18 protein-coding genes and 2 tRNA genes are annotated in these 22,975 nt (G+C 32.8%); 10 read left to right on the top strand and 10 right to left on the bottom strand.

Translation table 11 applies throughout. From position 1 onward, the window contains the following. Positions 1–30 precede the first annotated feature (30 nt). Positions 31–891, bottom strand: a complete 861-nt coding sequence (locus OD917_RS15495) for an AraC family transcriptional regulator (protein ID WP_263524317.1) — start codon at positions 889–891, stop codon at positions 31–33. A gap of 94 nt (positions 892–985) precedes the next feature. Here OD917_RS15495 and OD917_RS15490 point away from each other — a divergent pair, with 94 nt between their 5' ends. After that, complete coding sequence (locus OD917_RS15490) at positions 986–1,348, top strand: DUF983 domain-containing protein (RefSeq protein WP_091492477.1); 363 nt, start codon at positions 986–988, stop codon at positions 1,346–1,348. 73 nt (positions 1,349–1,421) lie between these two features. Continuing rightward, on the top strand, positions 1,422–2,294 hold the full coding sequence (fabD, locus tag OD917_RS15485) for an ACP S-malonyltransferase (protein ID WP_263524316.1): 873 nt from the start codon (positions 1,422–1,424) through the stop codon (positions 2,292–2,294). 347 nt (positions 2,295–2,641) lie between these two features. Here fabD and OD917_RS15480 read toward each other — a convergent pair whose 3' ends face one another. From OD917_RS15480 to OD917_RS15470, 3 genes are all read right to left on the bottom strand, one after another. Further along, entirely contained in the window at positions 2,642–3,547 is a 906-nt protein-coding gene (locus tag OD917_RS15480) for a DMT family transporter (RefSeq protein ID WP_263524315.1), read from the bottom strand. 86 nt (positions 3,548–3,633) lie between these two features. Beyond that, positions 3,634–4,650, bottom strand: coding sequence for a UDP-glucose 4-epimerase GalE (gene galE / locus OD917_RS15475; RefSeq protein WP_263524314.1), 1,017 nt, complete (start codon positions 4,648–4,650; stop codon positions 3,634–3,636). Between the two features lie 44 nt (positions 4,651–4,694). After that, positions 4,695–5,828: a DegT/DnrJ/EryC1/StrS family aminotransferase gene (locus OD917_RS15470; RefSeq protein ID WP_263524313.1), complete on the bottom strand. Its 1,134-nt coding sequence runs from the start codon at positions 5,826–5,828 to the stop codon at positions 4,695–4,697. A gap of 135 nt (positions 5,829–5,963) precedes the next feature. On the opposite strand from OD917_RS15470, the gene OD917_RS15465 reads away from it, so the two are divergent. Further along, positions 5,964–7,202 (top strand): 3-deoxy-D-manno-octulosonic acid transferase, encoded by a 1,239-nt coding sequence (locus tag OD917_RS15465; RefSeq protein ID WP_263524312.1) that lies wholly within the window; start codon positions 5,964–5,966, stop codon positions 7,200–7,202. Between the two features lie 340 nt (positions 7,203–7,542). Beyond that, positions 7,543–7,758, top strand: a complete 216-nt coding sequence (locus OD917_RS15460; protein ID WP_111284537.1) for a hypothetical protein — start codon at positions 7,543–7,545, stop codon at positions 7,756–7,758. 113 nt (positions 7,759–7,871) lie between these two features. Here OD917_RS15460 and OD917_RS15455 read toward each other — a convergent pair whose 3' ends face one another. From OD917_RS15455 to mutS, 4 genes are all read right to left on the bottom strand, one after another. Continuing rightward, positions 7,872–8,255, bottom strand: a complete 384-nt coding sequence (locus OD917_RS15455; protein ID WP_263524311.1) for a DUF1508 domain-containing protein — start codon at positions 8,253–8,255, stop codon at positions 7,872–7,874. 199 nt (positions 8,256–8,454) lie between these two features. Further along, positions 8,455–8,540: transfer RNA gene (locus OD917_RS15450), tRNA-Leu, on the bottom strand. A gap of 15 nt (positions 8,541–8,555) precedes the next feature. Next, positions 8,556–8,628 (bottom strand) — tRNA-Gly (locus tag OD917_RS15445). Between the two features lie 161 nt (positions 8,629–8,789). Further along, complete coding sequence (gene mutS, locus OD917_RS15440; RefSeq protein WP_263524310.1) at positions 8,790–11,396, bottom strand: DNA mismatch repair protein MutS; 2,607 nt, start codon at positions 11,394–11,396, stop codon at positions 8,790–8,792. 157 nt (positions 11,397–11,553) lie between these two features. On the opposite strand from mutS, the gene OD917_RS15435 reads away from it, so the two are divergent. The 3 genes from OD917_RS15435 (at position 11,554) to OD917_RS15425 (ending at position 14,893) form a co-directional block, all read left to right on the top strand. After that, complete coding sequence (locus OD917_RS15435) at positions 11,554–11,985, top strand: DUF1573 domain-containing protein (RefSeq protein ID WP_008467274.1); 432 nt, start codon at positions 11,554–11,556, stop codon at positions 11,983–11,985. A 75-nt stretch (positions 11,986–12,060) separates the two neighbouring features. Then, entirely contained in the window at positions 12,061–12,603 is a 543-nt protein-coding gene (locus OD917_RS15430; protein WP_263524309.1) for an RNA methyltransferase, read from the top strand. Between the two features lie 106 nt (positions 12,604–12,709). Next, the gene (locus OD917_RS15425; RefSeq protein WP_263524308.1) at positions 12,710–14,893 is read left to right on the top strand and encodes a T9SS type B sorting domain-containing protein; all 2,184 of its coding nucleotides are present in this window, start codon (positions 12,710–12,712) and stop codon (positions 14,891–14,893) included. Positions 14,894–14,965: 72 nt separating this feature from the next. Here the strand turns inward: OD917_RS15425 and folK are convergent, their stop codons facing one another. After that, positions 14,966–16,099 carry a 2-amino-4-hydroxy-6-hydroxymethyldihydropteridine diphosphokinase gene (gene folK / locus OD917_RS15420; protein WP_263524307.1) on the bottom strand — a complete coding sequence of 378 codons (1,134 nt, stop codon included), beginning with the start codon at positions 16,097–16,099 and terminating at the stop codon, positions 14,966–14,968. Between the two features lie 138 nt (positions 16,100–16,237). Here folK and sppA point away from each other — a divergent pair, with 138 nt between their 5' ends. The 3 genes from sppA to OD917_RS15405 all read left to right on the top strand — a co-directional run bounded on the left by sppA (position 16,238) and on the right by OD917_RS15405 (position 21,734). Continuing rightward, positions 16,238–17,995: a signal peptide peptidase SppA gene (gene sppA / locus OD917_RS15415; RefSeq protein WP_263524306.1), complete on the top strand. Its 1,758-nt coding sequence runs from the start codon at positions 16,238–16,240 to the stop codon at positions 17,993–17,995. A 12-nt stretch (positions 17,996–18,007) separates the two neighbouring features. Continuing rightward, positions 18,008–18,955, top strand: coding sequence for an alpha/beta hydrolase family protein (locus OD917_RS15410; protein WP_263524305.1), 948 nt, complete (start codon positions 18,008–18,010; stop codon positions 18,953–18,955). 175 nt (positions 18,956–19,130) lie between these two features. Further along, the gene (locus OD917_RS15405) at positions 19,131–21,734 is read left to right on the top strand and encodes an AsmA-like C-terminal region-containing protein (RefSeq protein ID WP_263524304.1); all 2,604 of its coding nucleotides are present in this window, start codon (positions 19,131–19,133) and stop codon (positions 21,732–21,734) included. A 112-nt stretch (positions 21,735–21,846) separates the two neighbouring features. Here OD917_RS15405 and OD917_RS15400 read toward each other — a convergent pair whose 3' ends face one another. Next, positions 21,847–22,893: a glycosyltransferase family 9 protein gene (locus OD917_RS15400; protein WP_263524303.1), complete on the bottom strand. Its 1,047-nt coding sequence runs from the start codon at positions 22,891–22,893 to the stop codon at positions 21,847–21,849. Positions 22,894–22,975: the final 82 nt, after the last annotated feature.

Here is a 22,975-nt window from a genome sequence, read left to right as displayed (position 1 = left end):
TGTTAGACTGAACGAAGTCGAAGCCTTTTTTTATTTTATATTTCTAAATTCTGTTGGCGACATTCCTGTTTGTTTTTTGAAGAAGCGGGAGAAATACGAATAATCTTCGTAACCAACTTTGAATGCGACTTCATTTACGGCTAATTGCTTATCGATCAGCATTCTTTTGATTTCTAAAATCACTCGGTCTGTAATTACTTCTGTGGCGGTTTTTTGGAGAATTTCGTTGCAAATTCTGTTCAAATGCTTAAGTGTGATATTTAATTTTTCTGCATAAAATGAAGGTAATTTCTCGGTTCTGAAATATTCTTCTAAAAGCGACTCGAATGTATTTATTTTGATATTGTACGAATGCGTTTGATGGGAATATGTTTCACTATATTTTCGTGCAACTTCAATATGAATACAGTCTAATAAATTCAGCAATTTATCTAATTGATATTTATTATTCTGGCTATTTTCCTGAATCAGAAGGTCAAAATAAGGTTGGATTTTCGGAATTTCATTTTCTTCAAAAACCATTTCTGGTCGATTATGAATTGAATGGTAAAAATTATAATCGTTAATTTTTTTCTGTCCGAAATACAAATTGTACAATTCTTGAGAAAAGATAATTACAAAACCTTCAATATTTTCCGATAAATTCCAATGATGCATTTGTCCTGGTTGCAACACAAACAAACTTCCTCTTTTGATTTCAAACTGGTCAAAATCGACTTCATGCAATCCTGAACCTTTCGTAAAAAAGACCATTAAATACGAATCATGCCGATGCGGTTCTTCGACAAAACTGTGATTTTTCAAATGTTCTTTAAATGTATTTACATAGAAATCACGGTGAATATCGTTACAGCTAAAATTCTGAACACTATAAACGGGATATCTTTTCATAAAATGTCTTTTTTGTGCTATAATAAGCGAAGATATAAAAAAGACTTTTAAGTCATTCCAAATTACCTTTGTATAAACAAAAATCAACATTATCATGTCAAGCGCATTAACTCATATTTTAAAAAACGAATGTCCTGTTTGTCATAAAGGAAAAGTTTTTACAGACAAGAACATTTTTCTAAATTTCAGTTTTCCAAAGATGAATGAATACTGCAGTCACTGTCACTATAAATTTCAAAAAGAGCCTGGTTACTTCTTTGGAGCAATGTATGTAAATTACGGATTAACAGTAGCTCAAGGAATTGCAACGTATTGCATTGCACAGTATTTCTTCGAAACCAACTTCGATTTAAGAATCCTTCCTATCATTGCTGTTGTGATTACTTTACTGACTCCTTTTAATCTTAGATTTTCAAGATTAGCGTGGATTTATATGTTTAAGGGTTATACGAGCTAAAAAAATAGTACTTTTGCCTTCCAATTGAAACTAATTTTCAATTTTAAAAAAAAGTAAAAATTAAATTAGACAAATGAAAGCATACGTATTTCCGGGTCAAGGAGCGCAATTCACAGGAATGGGTAAAGACCTTTATGAAAATTCGGCTGTAGCCAAAGAATTATTTGAAAAAGCTAATGAAATATTAGGTTTTAGAATTACAGATATCATGTTTGAAGGCACTGCCGAAGAACTAAAAGAAACTAAAGTTACACAACCAGCTGTATTTTTACACTCTGTTATTTTAGCTAAAACTTTAGAAGATTTCAAACCGGAAATGGTTGCAGGACATTCATTAGGAGAATTCTCTGCTTTAGTTGCTAACGGAACTTTATCTTTTGAGGATGGTTTAAAATTAGTTTCTCAACGTGCATTAGCCATGCAAAAAGCTTGCGAAATCACTCCATCTACAATGGCAGCTGTTTTAGGTTTAGCTGATAATGTTGTGGAAGAAGTTTGTGCTTCTATTGATGGTGTTGTGGTTGCTGCAAATTATAACTGTCCTGGACAATTAGTAATTTCCGGTGAAACTACTGCTGTTGAAAAAGCTTGTGAAGCTATGAAAGCTGCTGGAGCAAAACGTGCTTTAATTTTGCCTGTTGGAGGTGCTTTCCACTCACCAATGATGGAACCAGCAAGAGAAGAATTAGCTGCTGCAATTGAAGCAACGACTTTCTCTACTCCAATTTGTCCAGTGTATCAAAATGTAACTGCAAACGCAGTTTCTGACGCAAATGAAATTAAAAAGAACTTAATCATTCAATTAACTGCTCCTGTAAAATGGACTCAGTCTGTTCAGCAAATGATCGCTGATGGCGCGACTTTGTTTACTGAAGTTGGTCCTGGAAAAGTTTTAGCTGGTTTGATTAATAAAATTGATAAAGAAGCTGCTACTGCTAACGCTTAATCTTAGAGACGCACTGCAGTGCGTCTTTCGTATCTAAATCACATAAAAAAACCTCATAGACTTAATTAGTTTATGAGGTTTTTTTATTTTGTTATTTTCTCAAAGGATAATTCTGAATTCTTTTAGACATTTCAGCTTTAAATTCCTCTGGTGTCAATCCCTTTGCAAACTCGGCATCAAAATCAAAAGCTTCAGGGTCTATACCTTTAAATTTTGGCTTTTAAACTTCGTATTCAACTCTTGGCTCTTCAACCTTGTTCTTTTTATTTTCTTTACCCGAACTCATTATTCCTACATTTCTTATTCTTACAAATTTACAAAATAAAGTAAATCAAATTGATTCTTTTTTACAAAGCTTTCTTTTCCTTCTTTTTGTAATTAATAATAAAAACTCCCAAAATAATCAAGATTGTAGCGATTATAAAATCGATGGTAATTTTTTCATCCAAAATCAGCCAGCCAAAAAATACAGCAATTATGGTATTGATATACGCTAAAATAGAAACTTGAACTGGCGTAACGTGTTTCAAAGCGTAATTGTAACTAAAAAAAGCAATTACAGATCCAAAAATCGACAAATACAATGCGGCTAAAATACTTTTAGAACTCCATAAATTCACATCGATAATTGGCGAAAAAATAAATGCCAAAATAATCTGAATGCACGAAGCCATTGTAAACTGGTAAAATAAATTAAGAATTATATTTTTAGATTTGTTCCCATGAATTTTGGTATAAATTGTTCCGGCAGCCCAAGCAGTAATCGCAAATCCCATAAACATCATTCCGATTCTGTAATCGGCATCTAAAAAAGATCTTAGTCCATCTTTAAATATAAAAACGACTCCCGAAAATCCTATTATAACTCCAATAAATCCTCTTAAACTTGGTTTTTGTAATTTAAATAAAATACTGCCAAGAAAAATAAGTATAGGGGACATCGCACTGATTACCGAAGCCAGTCCGCTTGGCACAGTCTTTTCAGCAACGGTTGTAAAACCATTTGCAATTACAATCATCAAAATAGAAGGAACAAGCTGATGTTTTAAATTTTCCCACCCAATCCATTTCAATTCTTTTTTGAACAATAAAATAATCATCATAATTATTCCCGCCAATCCCTGACGAATTGAAGTTACAAACCAAGGCGGAATCGTTTCAACTGCAACTCTAATCCCTAAAAAGGTAGTTCCCCAAATAATTCCAACAGCCGCTAAGGCAAATATTAATTTATAATCTAAACTTTGTTTCATGATAATTAATACGCTAAAAAAAAATCCCAAACTATACTGCTATAATTTGGGATCTTAAAATTTTATAATTTTAACTGATAAAGAATTTATTTATTCCTCACTTTTTGTTCCCATTTCCAAGCACTTGCCATAGCTTCGTCTAAACTTAGCTCAGCCTTCCAACCTAAGACATTATTTGCCTTATCAGTATTCGCGTAAGCTTCGGTAATATCACCTTCACGACGTGGCTTAATTACGTATGGTAATTTTTTATCGCTTACTTTTTCAAAACTATGAATGACTTCAAGAACAGAACTTCCTTTTCCTGTTCCTAAATTGAAGGTTTCAACTTTCGCTAAATTCTTTTTATTTAATAAACGCTGTAAAGCAATTACGTGCGCTTTCGCTAAGTCAACAACGTGAATGTAATCGCGAACTGCAGTTCCGTCTGGAGTTGGGTAATCATTTCCAAAAACAGATAATTCTTGACGCAATCCTACTCCAGTTTGCGTAATAAAAGGAACTAAATTCTGAGGAACTCCTAAAGGCAATTCTCCAATTTCTACCGATTCGTGTGCTCCAACTGGATTAAAATAACGCAATAAAATAGCACTGATATTGGTAACTTTAGCTGTATCTGTAATAATTTCTTCGCCAATTTGTTTTGTATTTCCATAAGGAGACATTGCTGTTTGGACTGGCGCATCTTCTGTAATTGGCATTTTTTCGGCTTGACCGTAAACCGTACAAGAAGAACTGAAAATAAAACTTGCCTCTGGCTTTTGCTGTAATTCTTGCAAAAGATAAATCAAACTGCTAATGTTGTTTTCATAATACAACAAAGGCTGTTCAACACTTTCTCCTACTGCTTTTGAAGCCGCAAAATGAATAACTCCTGTAACATCATTGTGTTTTTTAAAGAAATCCTGCACTGCAGCTTTTTCCCTTAAATCTAATTTTTCGAATAAAGGAGTTTTTCCTGTAATCGCTGTAATTCCTTTTAAAACATCTTCTGAAGAGTTTGAAAGATTATCTATAATCACTACTTCGAAGCCTTCATTTTGCAATTCGACTACAGTATGAGATCCAATAAATCCTAACCCTCCTGTTACTAATACTTTCATTTTTTGGTTTGTTTGTGGTTATTTTTCGGCTAATAAGCTTTTAATTATTTGTTTAAAAATTCTAAAACAGAATCTGTAATGAATTTAATTTGTTCATCGTCAAGCTCTGTATGCATTGGCAAAGCAATAACTTCTTTTACCAATTGGTTTGTTACAGGGAATTGCTCTTCTTTATAACGAGGATCTAAATATGCTTTTTGAGAATGTAACGGAATTGGGTAATAAATAGCACAAGGAATTCCTTTATCCAATAAATGTTGCATTAAAGCATTACGATCTGCATCAATAATTCTTAATACATATTGGTGGAAAACGTGATCATTTTCGTTTGCATCAAAATCTGGAGTAATAATTTTTGCATTTCCAGCGAAAGCTGCATTATATTTTGTTGCTGCTAAACGGCGAGCCGTGTTATATTCATCTAAAAGAGGCAATTTTGCATTTAAAACTCCTGCTTGAATACTATCTAAACGTGAATTTACACCTACAACATCATGGTGGTAACGCTCGTACATTCCGTGATTTACAATTCCACGAATAATGTGAGCCAAATTATCATCGTTTGTAAAAATTGCTCCACCATCTCCGTAACATCCTAAGTTTTTCGAAGGAAAGAACGAAGTTGCTGCAACATGTCCAATTGTTCCAACTTTAGTTTTTGCTCCAGATTTAGAAATATAATCAGCTCCAATTGCTTGCGCATTATCTTCAATTACATATAAATTATATTGTGATGCAATTTCCATAATAGCATCCATATTCGCAGCGCGTCCAAATAAATGAACAGGCACAATAGCTTTAGTTTTTGGCGTAATTGCTTTTTTTACTGCATCAATATCGATATTCATATTTGTCATATCCACATCAACCAAAACCGGAGTTAACTGCAATAAAGCAATAACCTCAACTGTAGCAGCAAAAGTAAAATCGGCAGTAATAACTTCATCTCCTGGCTGAAGCCCTAATCCCATCATCGCAATCTGCAAAGCATCTGTTCCGTTTGCACATGGAATAACATGTTTTGCACCTAAATAATCTTCAAGATTTTTTTGAAACTGATGAACTAAAGGTCCGTTAATATAAGTATTTGTGTCTAAAACTTCTTGAATTGAAGCATCTACAGTAGATTTTATTTTTTCGTATTGACTTTTTAAGTCAACCATTTGAATTTTTTTCATTGTTTGAATGTATTTAAAAATTAAAGACACTGTTTAAACAGAAATCTCTAAAAGGAGGAACAAAAATAGTTATTAATAGCTTCAAACCAATGAAAATAGTCGAAAGAAATGTAATTTAGCTGCAAAAATTATTACATGCTTTTTTTATACAATTTAACCCTATACATCGCAGGATTTTTCTTAAGAATCGTAGCCTTATTTAGTCCGAAAATTAAGCTTTTTGTTGAAGGCCGAAAAAATGTTTTTTCAACTTTAGAAGAAAAAATAAAACCCGAAGACAAGACAATTTGGTTTCATTCTGCTTCATTAGGAGAATACGAGCAAGGGCTGCCAGTTATTGAAAAAATCAAAGAAAAATACCCTTCGCACAAGATTATTGTAACCTTTTTTTCACCATCTGGATACGAAGTGCGTAAAAACAACACAGTTGCCGATGTTACTGTTTATCTTCCTTTGGATACAAAAAGCAATGCAAAAACATTTCTAAAATTGGCTCATCCTGAATTTGCTTTTTTTATCAAATATGAATTTTGGTTAAACTATTTAAAAGAATTAGAAAAAAGCAAAACTCCAACTTATCTGATTTCAGGAATTTTCAGAGACAGCCAAATGTTTTTTAAATGGTATGGCGGATTCTACAGAAAAGCATTAAAAGCATTCACTTATTTCTTTGTTCAAAACGAAAAATCAAAACAAAAAGTAGAAAGTTTAGGATTTAATAATGTAATTGTCTCAGGCGACACTAGATTTGATCGCGTCAATGCAATTTTAGAACGTGATAATTCGTTAGATTTTATACAAAATTTCAAAAATAATCAGCCAGTTATAGTTATAGGAAGTTCGTGGCCAAAAGATGAAGTTTTAATAAGCGAATACATTAATCAAGCCCCAGAAAATGTAAAATTCATAATCGCACCGCATAATATCAAACCTGATCAGATTTCAGATCTTCAGTCAAAAATTACTAAATCAACTGTTTTATTTTCAGAAAAAGAAAACAAAGATTTAGCATCTTATAATGTTTTCATCATAGATACAGTTGGTTTGCTGACTAAAATTTACAGCTACGGAACTATTGCATATGTGGGCGGCGGATTTGGAAATCCTGGCATACATAATATTTTGGAACCAGCGACATTTGGAATTCCAATCGTAATTGGACCAAACTATTCTAATTTTGCAGAAGCGGTTTCACTTGTTGAATTAAAAGGATGCGCGATCATTTCAAATTTTAAAGAATTAAAAGAGGCTTTTGACCATCTTTTATCTGATAACTCTTTCTATAATGAAAAAAGCGAAATATGCAAATCCTTCATTCAAAACAACAAAGATGCTACAGAAACAATTATGAAAGTCGTTTCTAAAGCCCTTTAAAGCAAATTTCTAGCATTAAAAGAGATTTTTATGGCAATTAAACTTATTAAAATATATTTTTAAGATATTTAGCGCTATAAAATATTCTACAAAAAACAAAATAAACTATAACAAACCCAATTAAAAGACTCAAAACAACGATAGAATTTTCAACAAAAAATAAATTACACAAAACATACAATAATATGATTTATATTTACTATTTTGGCATATTATTTGATAACTAAGATAATCGTGAGTAAGGAAAATATTTTAAAAAAAAAGTGAAAAAATATTTTACATATTAAAAAATTTATATCTTTGCCACGAATTAATAATTAACCTTTTATAATAAAGTAAGATGAAAAAAGTATTTTTAAGTTTAGCTGTTGTTGCTGTTTTAACTGTTGTATCTTGTAAAAAAGCTGACGCTGCTGCTGAAGCTCCTGCTGTAGATTCTGCTGCTGTTGCTGTTGATTCAGCTGCTGCTGTAGTTGATTCTGCTGCTACAACTGTTGATTCAGCTGCTGCTAAAGTTGATTCAGCTGCTGCTAAAGTAGAAGAAGTAAAAAAATAATTAGAACCTAAGTTCTAACGATTTTAAAGCCATCTTTTAAGATGGTTTTTTTTTGATCAACATTGATCTACTTCAAATAAAAAAAAAGCGTTTACAATTGTAAACGCTTTTTTTTATTCAACCTCCTCCTCTACTTCTTCTTCAGACTCCTCATCTTCAAAAATCAATTCATTTGAAGAGAAATCTAAAATTTCCGACCTAGAGGAATAAGTCACAATTTCTTTTATCCCTTTCTGCAAAAGCAATTCCGTGCTGTATTTACGACTTGTAGCAAAATGAACCTCCCCAAGCATTAATTTAAAAAAATACTTCCCACCAGAGCCTTTAAATTTCAAAAACTTTGCAAGATCAATATTCGCTTTAAATTTCTCAATATCTTCTTCACACTCAAATCTCAATTCATAACTCAAACTCGTAAAAATAACTTTCCCTCTACGCGAAGTAAACGTAAATTTATATTCATCATTAAATCGCCTGCTAATTACAAAAGCACCCATTTATAAATTTTAGATTATTGATTTTAGATTTTTTCTGAGATTCTGAGATTCTGAGATTCTGAGATTCTGAGATTCTGAGATTCTGAGATTCTGAGATTCTGAGATTCTGAGATTCTGAGATTCTAATAAATTTACTGCGTAAATTTATTACCTGCAAGTCTGCAAATAAAAAAAGCCTCTTCAAAAGAAGAGGCTTTAGTACTCAGAGCGGGACTTGAACCCGCACGAACATTGCTGTTCACTGGATTTTAAGTCCAGCGTGTCTACCAATTTCACCATCCGAGCATTATATGGTTTTAGAGCGAAAAACGGGGCTCGAACCCGCGACCTCGACCTTGGCAAGGTCGCGCTCTACCAACTGAGCTATTTTCGCATTTTCAAATTTTATTAAGAACCGCAACACTTGATTTGTTTCGTATTGCGAGTGCAAATTTAGGACATTTATTCAATTACACAAGCGTTTTTCTAAAAAAAAATCCACTTATTTTATAACATTCTGATAACCTAAACTTTAAAATTGAAAATTTTTATATTTTATTTTTTAACCAGCATTCTTTTGATCTCATTCAGTTTCATCAACGCCTCTACTGGCGTAATTGCATTAATATCGAGATTCAAAATTTCTTCTTTTATCTCTTCCAATAAAGGATCATCCAAATTAAAGAAACTCATCTGCATTTCTTCATTTGCCGATTTTATTCCGTTTAGAGCATCACTTGAATGATTTTTTTCTAATTTCTTTAAAAGCTTTTGAGCTTTCGAAATAACCAGCTGAGGCATTCCTGCCATTTTTGCCACGTGAATTCCAAAACTATGCGCGCTTCCTCCTTTTACCAGCTTTCTAACAAAAAGAACAGTATCTTTTAATTCTTTTACCGCCACATTGAAATTCTGGATTCTTGGCATCGATTCCGTCATTTCATTCAACTCATGATAATGCGTTGCGAAAAGCGTTTTAGCTCTTCCTGGATGTTCGTGCAAGAATTCCGCAATTGCCCACGCAATTGAGATTCCGTCATAAGTACTCGTTCCTCTTCCAATCTCATCCAGCAACACCAAACTTCTATCTGATAGGTTATTCAAAATAGAAGCCGTTTCATTCATTTCGACCATAAAAGTTGATTCTCCCATCGAAATATTATCAGAAGCTCCAACTCTGGTAAAAATCTTATCTACAATTCCCATTCTAACGCTATCAGCAGGAACAAAACTTCCCATTTGAGCCAAAAGCACAATTAAAGCCGTTTGTCTCAAGATAGCCGACTTACCCGACATATTAGGCCCCGTAATCATAATAATCTGCTGCGTTTCTCTATCTAAGAAAACATCATTTGCAATATATGGAGTCCCAACAGGCAATTGTTTTTCAATTACAGGATGTCTTCCGTTTTTAATATCTAATTCAAATGTATCATCGATTTCAGGCTGCACATATTGGTTTTCTACAGCCATTTGCGTAAAAGAGCACAAACAATCCAATTGCGCAACCAAATACGCGTTCATTTGAACTGGTTTGATATAAGTTGAAATCCAAGCTACTAATTGCTCAAAAAGTTCACTTTCTATTTTATAGATTTTTTCTTCTGCTCCTAAAATTTTGGTTTCGTATTCTTTTAATTCTTCTGTAATGTAACGTTCTGCATTTACCAAAGTTTGTTTACGAATCCATTCTTCTGGAACTTTATCTTTATGGGTATTTCTAACTTCGATATAATATCCAAAAACATTATTAAAAGAAATTTTCAATGAAGAAATTCCTGTTCTTTCAGATTCTCTTTTTTCAATTCCTTCCAAGAATTCTTTTCCTGAAGTTGAAATCGCACGAAGTTCGTCCAGCTCTTCATTTATTCCGCTCGCAATAGCATTTCCTTTTGAAATGGCAACAGGAGCATCTTGATTTAAAGTTATTTTAATTTTTTCACGAAGCAAATCACAAGCATGCAAACTGTCTCCAATTACTTTTACAGCTTCTTGTGGACTTTCAAGCGCCAATGTTTTGATCGGAATAATAGCATCTAAAGATTCCTTTAGATAAACAATTTCACGAGGAGAAACTTTTCCTGCAGCAATTTTAGAAATCAAACGCTCTAAATCTGAAATCTGTTTAATCTGATATTGGATATTGTGCAGAATTTCAGGATTTGACTTTAAATACGCCACGACTTCATGACGACTCTTTACTTTATTAGCATCTTTTAAAGGCAATGCCAACCAACGCTTTAACAAACGTCCTCCCATTGGAGAAAGCGTTTTATCGATAACATCTAAAAGCGTAACTGCATTTGGATTATAACTGTGATACAATTCTAGGTTTCTGATGGTAAAACGATCCATCCATACATAAGCATCTTCTGCAATACGCTGAATTGCTGTAATATGCTGCACACGATTATGCTGCGTCTCTGACAAATAGTATAAAATTGCTCCAGAAGCTATAATTCCTTCTTTCAATTCCTCAACACCAAATCCTTTTAAGGAATTAGTTTGAAAATGCTTTGTCAAAGTTTCTAAAGCATAATCTTCTTTATAAATCCAATCTTCTAAGAAAAAACTATGAAAATCTTCTCCGAAAGCAGTTTTAAAATCATTCTTATTATTCTTCGGAACCAAAACCTCACTTGGATTAAAGTTCTGCAATAATTTATCAATGTATTCTGCATTTCCTTGAGCCGTTAAAAACTCACCTGTCGAAACATCTAAAAATGAAATTCCGATATTTTTATTAGCAAAATAAACAGATGCTAAGAAGTTATTTGATTTTGACTGCAAAACCTCATCATTCAAAGAAACCCCTGGAGTTACAAGCTCAGTCACACCTCTTTTTACGATTGTTTTTGTCATTTTTGGATCTTCCAGCTGATCGCAGATTGCCACACGAAGTCCGGCTTTTACCAATTTTGGCAAATAAGTGTTTACAGAATGATGCGGAAACCCAGCCAATGCTGTTTCAGTATCAGAGCCTGCTCCTCTTTTAGTTAAGGTTATCCCTAAAATTTTGGAAGCTCGAATGGCGTCTTCTCCAAAGGTTTCATAAAAATCTCCTACTCTGAAAAGCAGACATGCATCAGGATATTTAGCCTTGATCTCGTTGTACTGTTTCATTAAAGGTGTTTCTTTCACCACTTTCTCTTTAGCTGCCAAATTGATATATTTTAAATGAAAAATTAAGACAGCGAATTTATGATTTTTTGAAAGAATATTGAATGCTTCAAAAATTAAAATATTTTAAGATATTTTTAGGTTGTGGTTTAAGAATTTTATATAGCTTTGTTTATCATTTAAAAAAAGACCCTTAAAGATGAAAAAAATAATTTTATTCGCTATGTTGGCTGTAGCTGGTATCACGGCTACTAATGCACAAACAACTAAAAAAGCTAAAGCAGCTAAAGTTGCTAAAGTTGAAGGAGCTGGAATGCTTTTCGAAACTGAAACTATCGACTACGGAACTATCGCTCACAATGCTGATGGAAAACGTGAATTCGTTTTTGTTAACAATGGTACAAAACCTTTAATTATTACAAACACTCAAGGATCTTGCGGATGTACTGTTCCAACTACTCCAAAAGAGCCAATCGCTCCAGGAGCTAAAGGTGTTATTGGTGTAAAATACGCTACAGATAGAGTTGGTGCTTTCACAAAAACTGTAACTGTAACTTCTAACGCTGAAGGACAACCAACAAAAATCCTTACTATTAAAGGTACTGTTTTACCAGATCCAGTAAAAAGCTAATCTGAAAAACATTTAAAATAATCAAAAAGCTTCCTTATCTTTGGAAGCTTTTTTTATGACTACAATTCAAAAACAATGAGAAAACTCGAAAACAGCGAACTAGACCGTAAATCGATTGAAGATTTTAAAAAATCGGAAAAAACACCTTTAATATTAGTTTTAGACGATATTCGAAGTCTGCACAATATTGGTTCTGTTTTTAGAACAGCTGACGCGTTTTTGATTGAAAAGATCATTTTATGCGGGATCACAGCAACACCTCCAAATAAAGAAATTCATAAAACCGCTCTTGGCGCAACTGAAACTGTTGCTTGGGAACATCATGAAAATGTTTTAGAAGTTATTGAAAACTTAAAAAAAGAAAATGTTCTGACAATGGCTATAGAACAAGTTGAAAGTTCGGTTTTTCTTCAGGATTTCAAAATTGAAAAAGACAAAAAATATGCTTTAGTATTTGGGAATGAAGTTTTTGGCGTATCGCAAGAAGCTGTGGCTATGTGTGATGGATGTATTGAAATCCCACAACTTGGAACCAAACATTCTCTTAATATTTCTGTAAGTGCCGGAATTGTTGTTTGGGATTTATTTCAAAAGATAAATTGGCCAAATAAAAAATAACCCGTCTTTTTACTAAAAAAATGTGATTTTAAAATATTTTCCGAACTTAAAATGTTAGAAATGTAAATATATTTTTTTATTATTATAAAAGTGATACTTTTATGATATGAAAAATAATTACTTAATAAAAATCTCCTTTTTATTGTTTGCATTAGGATTGAACCAATCATACGCAAGCAATAAAAACATTATAAATAAGAGCATCACGATAATCCCAAACGATACCCTTAAATCTGCCCAAAAACAAATTATAAAAACAAGTGTTTATATTGATCCACCAGTAATAAAAGCTACGGGAGATCAAATATACTGCCCTCAAAGCACCATAAAAATTATAGAAGATATTACCATAACAAACGATCCCTTAGAAACAGGAACTGAAGCAATTTATATTCAAATTTCTTCGGGATATTCACAAGGTTTTGACAAACTGGAACTTTCAAATCCTACATCGCACTCAAATATTACTACAAGTTGGGATGCTGTTGCTGGAAAACTGACCTTATCAAATCCTACAGGAGCCGATGTTTTATATTCTGATTTTGTTGCTGCTATTAAAGATGTTGTTTTTACAAATTCTTCTGCTACAGCTTCTGGAGTAAAGACATTTTCTATAACAATGGGCAAGGCAAATTATTTACCGTCCACACAGCATTATTATGAATATGTTCCAAATATTGGCATTACATGGACTGCAGCTCGAGATCTAGCGGCCGTGCGTACCTATTATGGCCTTCAAGGATATTTAGCTACAGTTTTATCTGCCGATGAAGCAAAATTAATTGGTGAACAGGCTTCTGGAACAGGATGGATTGGAGGAAGCGACGCCGAAACCGAAGGAGTTTGGAAATGGGTTACAGGTCCTGAAGCAGGAACTATTTTTTGGAATGGAAACCAAAGCGGTTCTACTCCAAATTATGCGTTTTGGAACTCTGGAGAACCGAATAATTTAGGTGATGAAAATTATGCTCACATTACACAACCAGGAGTTGGAATCAAAGGTTCTTGGAATGACTTATCAAATACTGGGTCTTTAACTTCAGGCGATCCTTACCAACCAAAAGGATACGTTGTTGAATATGGCGGAATGCCAGGCGAATCTCCTTTAGAAATAGCAACAAGCACTAAAATCACAATTCCTGTAGTAACAACTGTTACACCATCTCCTGTTTGTGATTCGGGAAGTTTTATTCTTAACGCAACAGCAAATACAGGCACAATTAGCTGGTACGATGCAGAAACTGGAGGGAATTTATTAGGAACAGGCACTACCTATACTACTCCAACAATAAATACCACGACAACTTATTACGTAGATGCTGGCTGCGAATCGAACCGGAAATCTGTAATTGCAACGGTAAACACAACGCCTTCAGTACCTATCGCAGAACAAGAAACTTATTCAAATTGCGGACCTGGATATTTAACAATTAAAGCGACTTCTAATATCGGAATAATTAATTGGTACACTACAGCAACTGGAGGAACAACTGTTCTAACTGGTGAAAGTTTCACAACTCCCCCAATTACAGCAAACACCACTTATTATGCCGAAGCTTCAAATAATGGCTGTATAAATCCAACTCGAACTCCTGTAAATATTGTAATTTATACACCGCCAGCTGTTACGGATGAAACCTTGCCTTTATGCCAATTTCAAACCATAACGTTAGACGCAGGAATATCTGGAATGAGTTATTTATGGTCAAATGGCGCTATGACTCAAACTATTAATATCAATGAAGGAGGCAAATACACTGTTGATGTAACAAGTCCAGCTCCCGAAAGCTGTACAAGCACAAAAACAATCATAGTCGAAGAGCACAAAGTTCCTCAGATTGAACGCGTTGATGTTGAAGGAACGAGAGCCATTATTTATCCAGTAAAAGCAGAAGATTATTTTGAGTATTCTGTAGATGGTGTCAATTTTCAAGATTCTACTGTTTTTTATAATGTTCCAGGCGGGCTCCAAACAGCTTATGCAAGAGAAAAAAGCGGTTGCGGACAAGTTACCAAACAGTTTGTTGTGCTTGTTTTTCCTCCATTCTTTACACCAAACAATGATACTTTCAACGATGTCTGGGAAGTAACTGGAATGGAGAATTATCCTCAGGCAGTTGTAACCATTTTTGATCGTTACGGAAAATTTGTAGCACAATTAAACAGATCAAAAATGAGCTGGGATGGTACTTTAAACCAAGTTGCTCTTCCCGCTTCTGATTATTGGTACGCTTTAAAAGTAGATGATTCAATGCCTGTTTTAAGAGGTCATTTTACTTTGAAAAGATAGTTTTTAAATTAGAGAATGTGTCAATTAGATAATTTGGTAATCAAAAAATAATATGCTTACAGAATTATCTCATTAACTAAGCTTCTTCTTAATCTCATTTAAAATAAAAATATAGTCTTCGTGTTTTTTGACAAAATCACGATTAGAAACATCTATAATTAGCACATTCAAATCGGTTTGCGATTTTATATATTCTAAATAACCATTATTGATTTTATCTAAATAAGCCCCTTCGATGTTTTGTTCGTAGGTACGCCCTCGCTTTTTTATGTTTTGAAGAAGACGTCCTGTATTCTGATACAAATAAACATACAAATCAGGCTTAGGCATTTCCTTGTAAATGATATCAAATAGATTTCTATACAAACGATACTCATCTTCTGCGAGCGTTATTTTGGCAAAAATCAATGATTTAAAAATATGATAATCGGCAACTATAAAATCTTTAAACAAGTCAAATTGAGCCAAATCATCAGCTAATTGCTGATAGCGGTCGGCTAAAAAAGACATTTCCAAAGGAAACGCATATCGGTTTTGATCTTTATAAAACTTTGGCAAAAACGGATTATCGGCAAATCTTTCCAAAACGGTTTTTGCATTAAAATCTTCCGCAATTTTATGGACCAAAGTTGTTTTTCCAGCACCTATATTTCCTTCAAAAGAAATATAATTAAACTCATTTAACCGAATTTTACTAAGCGGATTTTCTAAATCTTGAACTACTGTACATACGCTTTCATCGGGCGTAATTGCAATTAGCTCAGAAATTGTTTTCTTTAAAATAGGATGTTCCCAATTCAGCTTTAAATCTTTCATTGGCAACAAAACAAAATTTCTATTCTGCATTAAAGGGTGGGGAATCTGAAGTTTCTCTGAGTCAATTATTTCATCATCAAAAGCAATCAAATCAACATCGATAATTCTAGATTGATATCCTTCTTGATTCAAGCGAATTCTTCCTAATTCTTTTTCAACTTTTAAAACCTGATTTAATACTTTTTGTGCAGATGAAGTAGTATGCAAAAGAAGCGCACAATTATAAAAAGCATCACTTTCAAACCCCCATGCGGGAGTCTCGTAAAGTTTTGAAACCTGAATAACAGTCCCAACATTTTGATGTATCAAATTGATACAATTTTGAATGTTTTCTAGTCTGCTGCCTTGGTTGCTGCCTATCGATAAAACGACTTGATGCTGTAATTTCATAATTATTGCAAATTAACTAAAACTATTTTAGAATTAACCAATATATTTGTGAAACGACGTCTCAAATACAATCATTAATTTAGATGTTTAGTTTGTAACGTTTTGCCCTTTTTTACTACTTATAAAAAAAATATACATATGAAGTTTTTAGGAAATGTAATTGCCACTGTAATTGGTATTTTTGTTTTTATCATGCTCTTCTTTTTTGGAGTAATCTTTATCGGAGTTGTTTTTGGCGGAGATGATAGTGTTTCTGTTAAATCTGATTCGGTCATTGAATTAAATTTAAAAGAAATTAAAAATGACTACGCTGGAAAATATAAAGATCCATGGGTAACTCGCTTTTCTGAGCAAAAAGGCATTGGTTTAACTGATGTAATTAATGCCATTGAAGCCGCAAAAACAGACGATAACATCAAAGGAATTTCGATCCTAAATGATGAATCTTCTCTTGGTCTAGCACAATATAAAGATTTAAGAAATGCTCTTGAAAGCTTTAAAAAATCAGGAAAATTTGTTTGGGCTTACGCCAATTCTTATTCGCAAAAAGAATATTATCTAAATTCTGTTGCTAATACTATTTATTTGAATCCTGCTGGAGATTTAGATTTTAAAGGTCTTTCTTCTGAAATTATGTTTTTCAAAGATTTTCAAGATAAATCTGGAATCCATATGGAAGTTATTCGACACGGAAAATACAAAAGCGCCGTTGAGCCTTTCTTAGAAAATAAAATGAGCGACGCTAACAGAGAACAGATAACTGCACTTTTAAATTCTATTTGGGCTACCGTTTCTGCAGATATTTCTAAAAGCAGAAATATTCCGTTGCCTAAGTTAAATGAAATTGCGAACGGACTTTTGGCAAGAACTCCAGAAATGGCTAAACAGCAACATTTGGTTGATATTATTGCTTACGAAGATGTTTATCATGATGCCATCAAAAAAGCGTTGAAAGTAGACAAAGACGAAGATTACAATAAAATTTCGATTATAGATTATACTCAAAATAATGTAACAACAGCTTTAGCCAATACTGCAACAGATCAAATAGCTATCATTTACGCTCAAGGCGAAATTGGAAGCGGCGAAGGTGATGTAAATACAATTGGAGAAGGTTCAATGAGACGATCTCTTCAGGAAGCTAGAAAAAATGATGATGTTAAAGCTATCGTTCTTAGAATTGACAGTCCAGGCGGAAGCGCTCTAACTTCTGATTTAATTTGGAGAGAAATCGAGATTACAAAAAAAGTTAAACCAGTTGTGGTTTCTATGGGTAATTATGCCGCTTCTGGCGGTTATTATATTGCCTGCAATGCCAATAAAATTTTTGCTGAAAACAACACCATTACAGGATCTATTGGAGTATTCGGAATGTTACCAAACTTTAGTCCATTAGCCAATAAATTAGGAATCAATTCTGAGCAGGTTAAAACTCACGAAAACTCAGCAAACTACAGTCCGTTTTTACCAGTTGACGAAAAATTCAAAGCGTTTACTTTAGAAGGAGTTGAAAAAATATACAACACTTTTGTAACTCACGTTGCTGAAGGCCGAAAAATGACTTTTGCACAAGTTGATTCAATTGCGCAAGGAAGAGTTTGGTCTGGAACTGAAGCTTTAAAAATTGGTTTGGTTGATAAAATCGGTGGACTGAATGATGCAATTGCTGAAGCGGCAAAAATCGCCAAAGTAAAAAAATACAGTACTCAGAATTATCCTGAATATGAGAAAACCCTAAACGATCTTCTTTCAAATCTGCCTTTTGCAAGATCTAAAGAAGCTTTCATTAAAGAAGAAATTGGAGAAGAAAATTACCTTCTAATTGAGCAGGTAAAGAAATTTCAAAAACAAAAAGGCGTACAAGCAATATTACCTTACGGAATCAATATTTATTAATTGAATTAAAAGATGAATAAAGCAATTCTTTTTTTAACGGTTTTGTTTTGGAGCTTTTTAAATGCCCAAACCAAAAAAGAGATCACTTTTAAAGAATCTCCAGCGATTTTAAAAATAAATACTGATCAGATTTTTGGTACGCTGACGACTCCTGATTTGACCAAAAAATATCCTGTAGCTCTAATCATTTCAGGATCTGGCCCAACTGACCGCAACGGAAATAATCCGATGATGAAAAACAATTCGTTAAAAATGCTGGCAGAAGCTTTAGCAAAAAATGGAATTGCATCTTTGAGATATGACAAAAGAGCCATCGGAGAAAGTAAAGCTGCTGGCGGATCTGAAAGCAGTTTGGTTTTTGAAAATTATATTCAAGATGCCAAAAGCTGGATTAATTATTTAAAACTAGACAAACGCTTTTCGAAAGTAATTATAATTGGCCATAGCGAAGGTTCTTTGATTGGAATGGCAGCAAGTGCAAAAGCAGATAAATTTGTTTCGATTGCAGGCGCGGGCGAACCAGCAGATCAAATTCTAAAAAACCAAATTGGTGCTAAGTCAATGAAACAGCTTAATGATATGACTTTCCCGATTATAGATAGTTTAAAAAACGGATTTGAAGTAAAAAAAGTTGATCCAATGCTGAATTCTCTTTTCAGACCAAGCGTTCAACCTTATTTGATTTCGTGGTTCAAATACAATCCGCAAACTGAGATAAAGAAATTGACTATACCAATTTTAATTCTACAAGGAAATAATGATATTCAAATTTCTGTAAAGGATGCCGAGAACTTAAAACTGGCAAATGCAAATGCAGAAATACAGATTATTGATAAAATGAATCATATAATGAAAATCATTGAAAGCGGTAACGATGCCAATTTAGCAAGCTACAATAATGAAACACTTCCTATTTCAGAAGCATTAATTGATAAAATAGTTTCATTTATTCAGAAATAATAAAATAAATGCAGTTAAAAATCCGTTTTGAAAGTATTTCTCAACGGATTTTTTTTATTTAATATATTTAAATAAATTCCTACATTTTTATGAAAATTTTATCGTTCTACTCTAGTAAAAAAAACTATTTTTGCAGGAGTTCATTTTAATAAGTTAAACCCTCAAATCTATTTATATGCTAAAAAAAGTTTTAAAAATAAGTGCCATAGTCCTAGTGGTATTTGTTGCTGCATTATTTGCCATTCCGTTTTTATTTAAAGATCAAATTAAAGCCAAGATTGTCGAGGCTATCAACGAAAGTGTTGATGCTAAGGTGAGTTTTGCGGATGCTGATTTAAGTTTATTTAAAAATTTCCCGAACGCAACGGTTGGAATTGAAAAATTAGTTATCATCAATAAAGCTCCTTTTGAAGGTGATACTTTGGTTTCTTTAGGCGAATTAAATTTAAAAATGAGCGTTAAAGAACTTTTCAAAGGAAAAGAAGAGCCTTTAAGCATTCAGGGAATTAGTTCTACAAACGGATTAATAAATATTATTTTCAATAAAGATGGAGTTGGAAACTTCGACATTGCTTTAAAAGATAAAAAAGAAGAAACAAAAGACGAAGCCAGCAAACCGCTTGCTCTGAAAATTCAAAACTATAAAATTGAGAATTTTACTTTTAGATATATCGATCAAGGTTCTAAAATTAAAATGGTAATTGACAGTTTAAACCACGAAGGAACTGGAGATTTTACCAATTCGAAATTGGATTTAACTACAAAATCTACTGCAAAAGTTTCATTGGACATGGATAAAATGAATTACATGAAAAATGTAAAACTAACTTTAGACGCAGTTCTTGGAATCGATTTAGAAAAAAGCAAATATACTTTTAAGGAAAACAAAGCTTTAATCAATCAACTGCCTTTAGAGTTTGACGGATTTATCCAAATGACTGAAAAAGCTCAGATTTACGATTTAAAGTTTAAAACCCCTACTTCATCATTTACCAATTTCTTAGGTTTAATTCCTTCTGCTTACGCATCTAGTTTAGAAGGTGTAAAAACAACTGGAGATTTTACTGTAAATGGTTTTGCAAAAGGTGAATTGACAGATACAACTGTTCCTAAATTCAATATTGAAATTGCATCAAATAATTCTTCATTCCAATATCCGAACCTTCCAAAATCGGTTCAGAATATTGTAATTGATACTAAGATCATTAACGAAACTGGAATCTTAAATGATACTTATGTAAATCTAGATAAGTTATCTTTCAGAATTGATCAAGATGTTTTTAGTGCTAAAGCTAATATTAAAAACATCACTGTAAATCCGATAATCGATGCGGCTTTAAAAGGAACAATCAATTTGGCTAATCTTTCAAAAGCATATCCTATTAAAATGGATAAACCTTTGGCGGGTATTTTAAAAGCCGACGTTACAACAAATTTTGATATGGCTTCTGTAGAAAAAAGTCAATACCAAAATATCAAAAATGCTGGTACAATGAGTTTGTCAGGATTTAAATATACTGACGAAAACAATAAATCAATGAACATCAGCACGGCATTGGTAGAATTTAATCCGAGTAAAATCAACTTAAAACAATTTGATGCTACAACTGGAAAAAGTGATATCAGCATTAACGGAGTTTTAGAAAATTTCTATGGTTTTATGTTTAAGAAACAAGAACTAAAAGGAAATTTCAACATGAGTTCAAAGCAATTGGCTGTTGATGATTTTATGACTGCTGGCGAACCTGCAAAGGAAGAAACCAAAACTCCAGCGAAACCATCTGAGGCAATGAAAATTCCTGCTTTCTTAAACTGTACATTAAACGCAAAAGCAACAACAGTTTTATATGATAATTTAAAACTTCAGGATGTTGCTGGAACATTGATTATTAAAGACGAGAAAGCAACTCTTCAAAACTTCAAAACAAACATTTTTGGAGGATCAATTGGTCTTAACGGAGCTGTTTCTACTAAAGAAAAAGTGCCAACGTTTGACATGAATTTAGGTTTCAATCAAGTTGATATTGCGCAGACTTTTACACAGTTGGATATGATGAAAAAAATCGCTCCAATTGCCGGAATCATTAACGGAAAATTAAATTCGACTATTAAATTGAATGGTAATTTGGATGCTAAAGAATTGACTCCAGATTTAAAATCAATTTCAGGAGATTTATTAGGGCAATTATTATCTACTACCGTAAATGCTAAAAACTCAACTGTTTTAAATTCTCTTACTTCAAATGTAAAGTTTCTTGATTTAAACAAATTGAATTTGAACGATTTGAAAATGGCATTAACATTTGACAACGGAAAAGTAAATGTAAAACCATTCGATATTAAATATCAAGATATTAAAGCCACAGTTGGAGGAACTCATGGTTTTGATCAAACTATGAATTACACGATTAAGTTTGATGTTCCTGCAAAATACTTAGGAACTGAAGCAAACAATTTAATAGCAAAATTATCTCCTGCTGATGCTGCAAAATTAGATAACATTCCAATTAACGCTGCTTTGACTGGTAACTTTTCAAATCCTAAAATTAGTACAGATATGAAAACTGCTGTAAGCAGTTTGACTACACAATTGGTTAATCAGCAAAAAGAAAAACTGACTCAAAAAGGAACTTCAGCGCTTACTGATTTAATCAATAAAAATACTAAAGCGAAAGATACAACTCAAGCTGCTAAAACAGAAAAAGAGCAAAAAACTCAAGAAGCAACTAAAAAAGCAAGTGATTTAATTAATGGTCTTTTTAAGAAGAAGAATCCGTAATCATTAAGAAGCTAAGGTTTTAAGATACTGAGATTCTAAGTTTTTTCTTTAGAATACTTATAAAAAATCCTGTTCTTTCGAACAGGATTTTTTCTTTTATATCATTTTAGTTTTACTTGTCTAGAATCTTATGTATTGCTTTTATAAAATCTGGAACTCCTAAAACATTTGTATCCAAACCTACACTTCCGTTTCCGTAAGGTTCATATTTTTTCAAATTAGAAACCGAAAACAAACCTGCTGTTGGGGCCTTTGAAGCACTCGATAAATGCATGATTCCACTGTCTGCACCAACAAAAACATCAACATTTGCTAAAACAGAACCAATTTCTCTAACGTCTTTACTGTAAAAAGTTGGCGCTTCAAAATTGATTTGAGAAACGTTCTCTACTGGTAAAACTTCAAAAATATTTTCATTTGGAAATTCTTTTTTCAAAGCAGTATAAAATTCTTCCCACCAAACTGGATTATAACATTTCTCGCCTGTTGCATAGGTAAAAATTGCAATGGTTCTTTTATTTGGATCAATAATGCTATCTAAAATAGTCTTTCCGTTTGCAATTTCTTTTTCACTCAATTTAAGATCTAAAAGCGCAATAGGTTCGTTTTTATCTTCTATTCCTGCTTGATTTAGAAAATATCTAAAATTATAAACAGGATATTTTGCAATATGGTCGTAATCACTGTGTTCTAAAGTAACCCCTTCAGGAAGATTTCCGAAGAATTTGTATTTAGCACTTGAGAACTTAACGCCTAATCTTCCAGAAGAAGAATTCTGATCGACATTGATAGCGATATCATAGTTTTGTGTTCTGATCAGAGTCCAAACTTTAAAGTATTTTACTAATTCTTTAAAAGGCTTTTTCGGCAGATGAATAATTTTATCAATATTTTCATATTCCTCAAAAACAATAGGTGCAAGAGTACCTTTTACAAATACATCGATTGTACATCCAGGAAAAGTTTTGGCAACCTCTTGAACTAAAGGTGTAATTAAAAGCATGTTTCCTAATCGACCGTTTGGTCTGCAGATTAAAACTTTTTTAATCTTACTTTTGTCAATGGGTTCGATATTACGAATGTCTACACTTCCAACATTCTTGGTTAGATTTCGCATTAGGGAACGCCTAAAAACATTAACTTTTTTTAAGTTACTCATGTGGGGAATTGTTTTGTGTATTATTTTTGAAAATTAAATTGCCTTAAACACATGTCAAAGCTATAATTATTCATCAACTAAT

The organism is Flavobacterium sp. SH_e, from assembly GCF_025717045.1.
Taxonomy (GTDB): domain Bacteria; phylum Bacteroidota; class Bacteroidia; order Flavobacteriales; family Flavobacteriaceae; genus Flavobacterium.
This window is presented reverse-complemented; position numbering and strand designations above follow the sequence as displayed.

Bases quoted from the DNA above. Each gene is read 5' to 3' on its own strand.
- OD917_RS15410 (WP_263524305.1), top strand. From the start codon at position 18,008: ATGAATAAAGCAATTCTTTTTTTAACGGTTTTGTTTTGGAGCTTTTTA.
- folK (WP_263524307.1), bottom strand. From the start codon at position 16,099: ATGAAATTACAGCATCAAGTCGTTTTATCGATAGGCAGCAACCAAGGC.
- OD917_RS15400 (WP_263524303.1), bottom strand. From the start codon at position 22,893: ATGAGTAACTTAAAAAAAGTTAATGTTTTTAGGCGTTCCCTAATGCGA.
- OD917_RS15455 (WP_263524311.1), bottom strand. From the start codon at position 8,255: ATGGGTGCTTTTGTAATTAGCAGGCGATTTAATGATGAATATAAATTT.
- OD917_RS15480 (WP_263524315.1), bottom strand. From the start codon at position 3,547: ATGAAACAAAGTTTAGATTATAAATTAATATTTGCCTTAGCGGCTGTT.
- OD917_RS15425 (WP_263524308.1), top strand. From the start codon at position 12,710: ATGAAAAATAATTACTTAATAAAAATCTCCTTTTTATTGTTTGCATTA.
- OD917_RS15430 (WP_263524309.1), top strand. From the start codon at position 12,061: ATGAGAAAACTCGAAAACAGCGAACTAGACCGTAAATCGATTGAAGAT.
- OD917_RS15470 (WP_263524313.1), bottom strand. From the start codon at position 5,828: ATGAAAAAAATTCAAATGGTTGACTTAAAAAGTCAATACGAAAAAATA.
- OD917_RS15495 (WP_263524317.1), bottom strand. From the start codon at position 891: ATGAAAAGATATCCCGTTTATAGTGTTCAGAATTTTAGCTGTAACGAT.
- OD917_RS15460 (WP_111284537.1), top strand. From the start codon at position 7,543: ATGAAAAAAGTATTTTTAAGTTTAGCTGTTGTTGCTGTTTTAACTGTT.
- sppA (WP_263524306.1), top strand. From the start codon at position 16,238: ATGAAGTTTTTAGGAAATGTAATTGCCACTGTAATTGGTATTTTTGTT.
- OD917_RS15435 (WP_008467274.1), top strand. From the start codon at position 11,554: ATGAAAAAAATAATTTTATTCGCTATGTTGGCTGTAGCTGGTATCACG.
- OD917_RS15465 (WP_263524312.1), top strand. From the start codon at position 5,964: ATGCTTTTTTTATACAATTTAACCCTATACATCGCAGGATTTTTCTTA.
- OD917_RS15490 (WP_091492477.1), top strand. From the start codon at position 986: ATGTCAAGCGCATTAACTCATATTTTAAAAAACGAATGTCCTGTTTGT.
- fabD (WP_263524316.1), top strand. From the start codon at position 1,422: ATGAAAGCATACGTATTTCCGGGTCAAGGAGCGCAATTCACAGGAATG.
- OD917_RS15405 (WP_263524304.1), top strand. From the start codon at position 19,131: ATGCTAAAAAAAGTTTTAAAAATAAGTGCCATAGTCCTAGTGGTATTT.
- galE (WP_263524314.1), bottom strand. From the start codon at position 4,650: ATGAAAGTATTAGTAACAGGAGGGTTAGGATTTATTGGATCTCATACT.